Origin of the sequence: Mesorhizobium sp. B2-1-3, assembly GCF_006442495.1 — a bacterium.
Lineage (GTDB): Bacteria > Pseudomonadota > Alphaproteobacteria > Rhizobiales > Rhizobiaceae > Mesorhizobium.
On the sequence record NZ_VFWL01000014.1, the window covers coordinates 160,758 to 168,738 of the forward strand.

The following is a 7,981-nucleotide window of genomic DNA, read 5'->3' on the forward strand; positions in this document are numbered from 1 at the left end:
GCCAGCGGCAGCCTTGCGCCGTCTGCATGCCACGCTGTTTTGCAAGCCTGTTATCGGCGCCAATCGTACAGCCCTGCGGAGTTCAGAAGCCGATGCCGTAGCGCTGCAGACACGGCGCGAGCGCTTCGGCCGCGCCGCAACGCGCGGGCAGCTCGACGCGTAACCGCGCATAGGCCCATTGCCGCCAGGGACGCGGAGAACTGCCGGATATCTCGATACGGACGAGTGACGGCATGCGGTTGGTGCTTGTCCATTCGGGGCTGAGCGCGCCGTCCGGCCCGGCATAGCTGAACGAAAGCTTCAGATCGCCTCGCACCAGCGGAAGATCCTCCCCGCCCTCGCCCATCCTGTGATCGCGGCGGGCACGAATGAGGGCCTCGTCGGCTCCGGCCCGACCCATCGAATAGGTGATGTCATCAAGTCCCGCACGCGGCTCGTAGCCGAGCGCTGGGCGCTCGAAGGTGACCTCGTCGGCATGGCCGGTGAAGCGGATCGCAGCGGCTCCCTCCGGGTTGGAATAGCCGGGCTGCGCCGCCTCCAGATCCTCGACCATCCGGTCGAGAATCACCGCCACCGTGTCCTCCTGCCCGCCTCTGGCGATTATCCCCTGCCATTGGCGCAGCCAGGTTCCGGTGTAGAGTGCCAGCCCGCCAAACAGCATCGTCGCAAGCACCAGCGAAGCCAATGCCTCGATCAGCGTGAAGCCGGCCCGAGCGCTGCGTTTCCTTGTCATTGCCGCTTGCCGAGGCGCACGGTCTGCATCGCGTCGTCATCCGATCCGTCGGTGCTGCGAACGGTGACGGAGTAAAGCTGCCATCCGGCGCGAGCCAGGGCAGTGCCGCGTTCGAAGCGGTACGGTTCCACGATGACCGTGAAGCCTCCGATCACGCGCCGGCCCGTTCGCAACGGGTTAAGGGTCATCGCCGCCGCCATGGCAGCCTGCATGCCGACACGGCGTTCGGTCGATCGTTCCAGACCCGCGAACGCACCTGCGGTGCCCGTGATCATGCGCGCGATCGGAACGATCAGCAGCACGGCGACGGCAAGCGAGGCCAGAACCTCGATCAGCGTGAAGCCGCGTCTGCGCCGTCCTGTCATTTCGGGCTCATTTCCACGCGGCCGGTCAACCAGTCGACGCGCAGTTCGATCTCCCGGCCGCTGGCGGACAGTGTCATGACGCCCCCACACGACCGTCCGTCGGCAAGGAAGCGCAAGGCTCTGGTTCCGCCTCGTATGGGACACCGGTCCGACGTGACCCAGTTCATGGCCACCCCATCCCTGATCGAGATCGGATTGGCGCCATCCACCTGGATGCGTTTGTTTCCCGGATCGACCCTCACGTCGGCGACGCTGCCCGTGGTCAGCGCCTTCGCTCTGCCCTTGCGGAACTCCCCGCTGACACGAACCGCCTCGCCAGAAAGCTCGGCAGCCCCGATGCTGGAACGCGGGCGCGGCATCAGCACGAAGGCCGCGAGAGCGACGATCGCAAGCGCCGCGACCACGTCGAGCAGCACGACACCGCGTTGCGTCCTTTTGCGGTTGCTGTTGCCCTTAGGGCTGGGCGGACACATTGGAGCCGCGCCCACCGGGCCCGTCGGTGGTGATGTTGAACGTCTTTCCGTCGCTTGCGTATCTGTATTCATGGCCCCACGGATCGAGCGGAACGGTCTCGCCGCGAACGTATGGCCCGTTCCAGACCTGGATGGTCGAGGGCTTGCGCACCAGCGCTCCCAGCCCCTCGGCCTGCACCGGATAACGGCCGACATCGATGTAGAAGATGTCGAGCGCGCTGGAAAACGCCTCGATCTGAAGCTTCGCCGCACGCACGCGCGAGTCGGACAACTGCGCGAGAACACGAGGACCGACGAGCGCCGAGATCAGGCCGATGATGGCCAGCACGACCAGCATCTCGATCAGCGTAAAGCCTGCCTCGCGGCGCCGGGCACGCTTGCGCTGCATGAGATTGGGACCAACTGCGAAATGAACGCTCATGCAAACAGCCTCCTAGCGGACCATGTCGTTGAATGACATGAGGGTGGACATGATCGACACGATCATACCACCGATCAAGATACTGATGGTTGCCACTGCCGCAGGGCCGACAAGCCCGACGATACGGGACAGCGAACGCTCCAGCCGCACTTCATAGAAGTCGGCGACACGATAGGCCAGCCCTGCGAGTTCGCCACTTTGCTCGCCGAGCCTCAACATGCGCACCGCCAGCGGGGGAAGCTGAAGAATCTCAAGCGCATGGCCAAGCCTATTCCCCTGCCTCAGCGCGTCGGACGCCTGCTGCGCGCGTGCCCGCGCGGCCTCGCCGTGGTCGACGGTATCGCTGATGAGCTTGAAAGCCACAGGAACCGCCACGCCGGTCTCGACCATGATGCCCAGGAGACGGGCGAAGCGCCCCGTCCGATAGCTCCCCGGTATCTCCGACAAAAGCGGAAGTTTCTTGGCGAAACCCCAAAGCCATGCCCAGAGAAGGCCCCGCCGCGCCGCCACGAACCCCAGCAATACGAGTATCGAAGCCGCAAGCAAAAGGACCAGCCCATAAGCGCGCAGGAAATTCGAGACCGCGAACATCACCACCATCAGCGTGTCCTTCTTGCCGCTCTGCATGAGCATCGGTTCGAACTGAGGAACGACCCCCACCAGGAAGAAGACCAGTACGCAGATCGTGCCGGCAAACAGGACTGCCGGATACCGCAGCGCCTCGCTGACTTTGGCCCGCAATGCCTCGAAATGCTGGCGCTCCTGCACGATGCGCGACAGGAGGGTGGGTAACTTGCCGGAGGTCTCCGCGACACGAACCATGGCGACCTGGAACGCCGGGAACAGAGCGGGCCAGGCTTCCAGCGCTCTGGAGAACGAGTTGCCCGACGCCAGGTCGGTGCGAATGCCGGCAACCACGGGCTGAAGCCTGCCGCTGTCGAATTCCTTTTCCATGATCGCCAGCGCTTCGTCGATCCGGATCCCCGCATTCAGCATGATCGACAGGTCGGAGAGCAGCCGCGTGACCTGCGACGCCGGTATCCGGGTCGAAAACAGCGGTGCGCGCGATGCAGACTGCCTCGGTTCGACACTTACCGGGATCAGCCCGCGCGCCCCGAGCTTCTGGACGGCATCGTCGGAATCGGACGCATCGATCCGCCCGAGTTCGAGACGACCCTCGCCATTCAAAGCCTTGTATGCGAATGCCGTGGAGACCATGGAGGCCAAATTTCCTAACTGTACGCCTCTACTGGAGACGTTCGTTCCTGATTGCTGTCTGTGAAAGAAACTCGCTCCATTAATCCCTGCCGGAGGCTCGGAATGTGCAACCACTCCATTTGGATCAACCCCCTGAAGGCGTGGGCACCGGCTCCTCCGGTGGCAACATTTGTTCACCGCTTGCCTCATCCGAAAACCGCAGCGAGGCGCGTCCTCCCGCTCCATCGAGCTTGACTTCGAACTGGCCGACTTCCTTCAGGGTCCAACCTTCCCGGCTTTCCCCCGTGCGCAGCGTGAAGGCCGCCATTTCGGCCGGGGTGGTGAAGGTCGCGCTGTTGAGCCTTTCCGACCGCACGATGCCAACCAATTGCCACTCGGGCGCCGCGGCAGGCGGGGGCTCGGGTTCCGGCTCGGGCTGCACGACAATAGGTTCCGGCTCGGGGGCACCGAACGCGATCGGGGCAGTCCGGTCCGGCGAGAACAGGGGCCGATCCCGAAGCGCCGCATAGTCGCTCACCTGGCGTTCCCTGACCGATAGCTTTTCTGCGCCGAAGGACAGGCTCGAAGAGGCCGCGATGGCGGCGAGCATCATTGTCGCGCCCAGCATGGTCATCATGACTGGGGTCCCTTCTCCCGGAAGGCCGACAGCATGACGTTCAGCGACAGCGGCCGATCCATGGAACCCGAGGTCTGATTTCCCCCCAGATCGACGTTTCGGTTCAACCGAAGCCTGAAGCTATCAACGACCATGACGGGCGAGCTTGCCTCGATGGCATACATGAGATCGGGCAGCGATTGCTCCATAACCTCGATATCGGCAGTTAAACGAATGCGTTCCAAAGACTCCAACTGAGGATCGCCTATATCGGCGACCTGACCGTCTGTGGGAACATCGACGCGCCGGATAACGGCACCCACGCGTTCAACGCGGTTGGAGAGCAGACTCTGGAATTCGGCCGAGACGAGCCCACTGGTTTGCGCATCGAGAAGAATCTTGCCCTCGCCGGGATCCAGAGCCTGGTTCGCGCCTTGGGGAACCGGGGAAGTGGACGCCTTGCTTTCGAGCAAGGCGGTACGTTCCTCATAGAGCGCCAGCGCGCCCGCCTCCGCGCGCCAGGACAGCAGCGTATCGGCGACGAGTACAAGAGCTCCGACGACCAGCAGGGCCATGACGACCAGGGATTGAAGCCGCGTGTCGCGCCACAGGGGTGTCGTCCTCATCGCAGCGAACCTCCCGTGCGGATGAGCGGGCGGGTATCGACCTCGAACTCCGAGGTAACGCCATCCTCGCCGCGCAGGGCCGATCCGACCAGCTTGCTGTCTTCGAAGCGACCCGATGATTCCAGCGCGGTCAGTACTTCGGGTAGGTCCTTGGTCCGGCCCGAGAGACGCATGCGGCCATTGGCGAAGGACACCTCAATGGCATAGGAATGCGTCGGCAAAACCTGAGCCAGGTCGTCCAATGCTCCCAGCGCGCTTATCGCGTCGTCCTTGATATTCAGCGCCTCCTGCTCAGGCGCTGTTTCAGCCTTGTCCGGAGTCGCCGCCAGCGCGATTGCCTGGCGCGCCTTCTCGGCCCGGATCTCGACGGCGGCGCGGCGCTCGGCATAGTTGTTCTGGATCATCGGCCGCACCGCCGGAGCCGTGACTGCAGCAACTAGGCTTACGCCCAGAACTCCGGCAAGGACAAACTTTATCCGGCCACGCGTGCCGGTGACCCGTTGCCGCTGTGTCAATACTTCCACGGCATCGCCTTCCGGAAACGGCGCCGAGATCACGACCTGGCGGGCCTCGGCCACATTCAGGCAGGCCAAGGCAGCAGCGACACGCGACCTCGGAACGATTGCGACGGCGACGGTGATCTGCCGCGCCTCACGGCTGATCCCGAGGACCCTGTGGCCGAAATAGATATCGGAAGCAGGCAATGGCGAAAGCGCGCCCATCCGCGACGTAACGATGCCTTCGACGTGGCTGGCAGCCTCCATCGGCAGTTCGATCCGGCGCGCGATTACCCAGCTCGCCGGGATGCCGAGATGGACCGCCTTTCCATTCACCGCGGCGCGCAATGCGGCCGGCGCCTGCGTGTCTGGAGAAATTAGTATCAACAGGGGTGCTGACGGCTTTCGGCTCGTCGCCGGCTCGATTTCAAACGCGCTCCCATCGTCCGCGACCCGCGCGACCACGCGGCTGCCGGATTTGACGCGCGCAAGTTCATCCAGCAGGGAGGCCGGTCCCGCGATCCAGTCATCCAAGCCGCGGATCGCCGCGGTGAAAGGATAAGCCATTCCGGTCAAACCCCAGAGCAGAAGCCGGCACCGGATCCGGAGTTCCGTCGCCCGCGTGAATACAAATCATAGCGCATCTTCAGGCCCTAATTCCAAATCAGTCACAGTTCTTCGCCAATCGAGCACCGATCTTGAACGCAGACCCAAGTAGGAACTGTCCTAATGATTGTCGCGCGGCAGGCCGCTGGTGACGGCGATGTTCTGGTACTTCACCGCCGGCTTCAGAACCATTCCCTCGGACAACTGGTCAACCATTGACCGCTGGATCTCCTGCCAGGGTGTCTGATGCTTCGGATATGCATAGCCGCCCTCGTTCTGCAGGTCGACGCGACGGCGCTTGATCTCGTCGTCCGACACGAGGATGTCGGCGGTCCCCTTGCGCAGGTCGATGCGTACCCGGTCACCCGTACGCAGCAGCGCAAGGCCACCACCGACGGCCGCCTCGGGCGAGGCGTTGAGGATCGATGGAGAGCCGGAAGTGCCGGACTGACGGCCATCGCCGATGCAGGGAAGCGAGTGGATGCCCGCCTTCAGCAGGTAGGCTGGCGGCTGCATATTCACGACTTCGGCGCCGCCCGGATAACCGACTGGGCCGGCTCCGCGCATGAACAGGATGGTATTCTCGTTCAGGCTGAGTGACGGATCCTCAATGCGACAGTGGTAGTCTTCCGGACCGTCGAAGACGACGGCGACGCCCTCGAAGGCATCGGGGTCTCGCGGATTTGACAGATAGCGGTCGCGAAACTCCGGCGAGATGACCGACGTCTTCATGATTGCGGAATCGAACAGATTGCCTTTCAGGTTGATGAAGCCGGCATCCTTCCTGAGCGGATTGGCCACGGTACGGATGACCTTGCCGTCGAGATTCTCTGCCGCGGCGCAATTGTCGCCGATCGTGCGGCCGTTGACGGTCATGGCTCCAGGATGCGGCAGCAAGCCGGCCTTCATCAGCTCTGCCACCACGGCCGGCACACCGCCCGCATGATGATAGTCCTCGCCGAGATATTCACCGGCCGGCTGGAGATTTACGATCAGCGGAACGTGGTGACCGACCTTCTGCCAGTCATCGACGGTCAGCGACACGCCGAGATGCCGCGCGATGGCGTTGAGGTGGATCGGCGCATTGGTCGAGCCGCCGATGGCAGAATTGACGACGATGGCGTTCTCGAAGGCTTCCCGCGTCATGATGTCGGAGGGTTTCAAGTCCTCGCGCACCATGTCGACGATGCGCTTGCCGGTTTGGTAGGCGATCTGGCCGCGCTCGCGATAGGGTGCTGGAATGGCGGCGGAGCCCGGCAACTGCATGCCGAGCGCCTCGGCCAGCGAGTTCATCGTCGTCGCCGTGCCCATCGTGTTGCAGTAGCCGACGGACGGCGCCGATGAAGCGACGATGTCCATGAACTGGTCGTAGTCGATCTCTCCTGCCGCCAGCCTTTCGCGTGACTTCCACACGACCGTGCCGGAGCCGGTGCGTTCGCCCTTGTGCCAGCCGTTCAGCATCGGGCCGACGGACAGCGCTATGGCTGGAATGTTGACGGTGGCCGCGGCCATCAGCAGCGCCGGGGTGGTCTTGTCGCAGCCGATGGTCAGCACGACGCCATCCAGCGGATAGCCATAAAGCAACTCGACGAGAGCGAGATAGGCGAGGTTGCGGTCGAGCGCGGCGGTGGGCCGCTTGCCTGTCTCCTGGATCGGGTGGACCGGGAATTCCAGCGGCACGCCGCCGGCGGCCACAATGCCGTCGCGCACGCGCTTGGCGAGCTCGATATGATGCCGGTTGCAAGGTGACAGGTCCGAGCCCGTCTGGGCGATGCCGATAAGCGGCTTTCCGGACTGCAGTTCTTCGCGGGCCAGCCCATAGTTCAGATAGCGTTCGAGGTAGAGCGCCGTCATGCCGGGATTGTCCGGATTGTCGAACCACTCGCGCGAGCGTAGCCGCTTCGCACCATTGATCTTGGACATTTACACCTCCAGAACCGCCGTTTGGCCATCGATATGGCATCGGCAACTGGCGGACAAGTACCCTCAATCAGATATGTGGACAAATTGCCCATTTTGTGGATTGTAGTAAGATGTGAACGATACGGCAGGCGCGCAGATGCGCCGCGTGCCGGGGAGGGGTAGCCAAGCGTGAGCCAGATCATCTTCATTCCCGCCGAGGGCGGCTCGGGCGAACCCCGTGTCGCGGCGTCGCCCGATACGGTGAAGCGCATAGCCGCCCTTGGCTTCGACGTGGTGGTTGAGAGCGGAGCGGGCACACTGTCCCGCATCGCCGACGAAGACTACGCGAAGGCCGGTGCCACCATTGGTTCCGCATCCGATGCGGCCCGTGCGGATGTGATTCTGAAGGTGCGCCGGCCGACTGATGCGGAGCTGAAAAGCTACAAGTCAGGCGCTGCGGTCATCGCTATCATGGATCCGTATGGCAATGACGCCGCCGTCGCGGCGCTGGCCAAGGCCGGGGTGACCGCCTTTGCGATGGAATT

The 7,981-nt window shown here is 63.6% G+C and carries 9 protein-coding genes and 1 pseudogene; 1 reads left to right on the forward strand and 9 read right to left on the reverse strand.

Going from position 1 to position 7,981, the window contains the following annotated elements; all coding sequences use genetic code 11:
* Positions 1 to 82: 82 nt before the first annotated feature.
* From FJ973_RS22065 to FJ973_RS22105, 9 genes are all read right to left on the reverse strand, one after another.
* Positions 83 to 733, reverse strand: a complete 651-nt coding sequence (locus FJ973_RS22065; RefSeq protein WP_140496507.1) for a prepilin-type N-terminal cleavage/methylation domain-containing protein — start codon at positions 731 to 733, stop codon at positions 83 to 85.
* Complete coding sequence (locus FJ973_RS22070) at positions 730 to 1,098, reverse strand: prepilin-type N-terminal cleavage/methylation domain-containing protein (RefSeq protein WP_140524045.1); 369 nt, start codon at positions 1,096 to 1,098, stop codon at positions 730 to 732. The genes FJ973_RS22065 and FJ973_RS22070 overlap by 4 nt, the downstream gene beginning before the upstream one ends.
* Positions 1,095 to 1,514, reverse strand: coding sequence for a hypothetical protein (locus tag FJ973_RS22075; protein WP_140557696.1), 420 nt, complete (start codon positions 1,512 to 1,514; stop codon positions 1,095 to 1,097). The genes FJ973_RS22070 and FJ973_RS22075 overlap by 4 nt, the downstream gene beginning before the upstream one ends.
* A 37-nt stretch (positions 1,515 to 1,551) precedes the next feature.
* Positions 1,552 to 1,992 carry a type II secretion system major pseudopilin GspG gene (gene gspG, locus FJ973_RS22080; RefSeq protein WP_140496499.1) on the reverse strand — a complete coding sequence of 147 codons (441 nt, stop codon included), beginning with the start codon at positions 1,990 to 1,992 and terminating at the stop codon, positions 1,552 to 1,554.
* A gap of 12 nt (positions 1,993 to 2,004) precedes the next feature.
* Complete coding sequence (locus FJ973_RS22085) at positions 2,005 to 3,324, reverse strand: type II secretion system F family protein (protein ID WP_181169861.1); 1,320 nt, start codon at positions 3,322 to 3,324, stop codon at positions 2,005 to 2,007.
* A gap of 10 nt (positions 3,325 to 3,334) precedes the next feature.
* On the reverse strand, positions 3,335 to 3,826 hold the full coding sequence (locus tag FJ973_RS22090; RefSeq protein ID WP_140496494.1) for a hypothetical protein: 492 nt from the start codon (positions 3,824 to 3,826) through the stop codon (positions 3,335 to 3,337).
* Positions 3,823 to 4,431 (reverse strand): GspMb/PilO family protein, encoded by a 609-nt coding sequence (locus FJ973_RS22095; protein WP_140496491.1) that lies wholly within the window; start codon positions 4,429 to 4,431, stop codon positions 3,823 to 3,825. Before FJ973_RS22095 ends, FJ973_RS22090 begins: the two co-directional genes overlap by 4 nt.
* Complete coding sequence (locus FJ973_RS22100) at positions 4,428 to 5,495, reverse strand: PilN domain-containing protein (RefSeq protein ID WP_140557699.1); 1,068 nt, start codon at positions 5,493 to 5,495, stop codon at positions 4,428 to 4,430. The genes FJ973_RS22095 and FJ973_RS22100 overlap by 4 nt, the downstream gene beginning before the upstream one ends.
* A gap of 159 nt (positions 5,496 to 5,654) precedes the next feature.
* Entirely contained in the window at positions 5,655 to 7,457 is a 1,803-nt protein-coding gene (locus tag FJ973_RS22105; protein ID WP_140557701.1) for an IlvD/Edd family dehydratase, read from the reverse strand.
* 168 nt (positions 7,458 to 7,625) lie between these two features.
* Between FJ973_RS22105 and FJ973_RS22110 the strand changes: the two are divergent.
* A pseudogene (locus FJ973_RS22110) lies at positions 7,626 to 7,981 on the forward strand (NAD(P)(+) transhydrogenase (Re/Si-specific) subunit alpha); the annotation flags it as partial.

Coding starts and splice junctions, on each gene's coding strand:
- FJ973_RS22095 (WP_140496491.1), bottom strand. CDS start 4,431: ATGAGGACGACACCCCTGTGGCGCGACACGCGGCTTCAATCCCTGGTC.
- FJ973_RS22100 (WP_140557699.1), bottom strand. CDS start 5,495: ATGGCTTATCCTTTCACCGCGGCGATCCGCGGCTTGGATGACTGGATC.
- FJ973_RS22070 (WP_140524045.1), bottom strand. CDS start 1,098: ATGACAGGACGGCGCAGACGCGGCTTCACGCTGATCGAGGTTCTGGCC.
- FJ973_RS22065 (WP_140496507.1), bottom strand. CDS start 733: ATGACAAGGAAACGCAGCGCTCGGGCCGGCTTCACGCTGATCGAGGCA.
- FJ973_RS22105 (WP_140557701.1), bottom strand. CDS start 7,457: ATGTCCAAGATCAATGGTGCGAAGCGGCTACGCTCGCGCGAGTGGTTC.
- FJ973_RS22090 (WP_140496494.1), bottom strand. CDS start 3,826: ATGATGACCATGCTGGGCGCGACAATGATGCTCGCCGCCATCGCGGCC.
- gspG (WP_140496499.1), bottom strand. CDS start 1,992: ATGAGCGTTCATTTCGCAGTTGGTCCCAATCTCATGCAGCGCAAGCGT.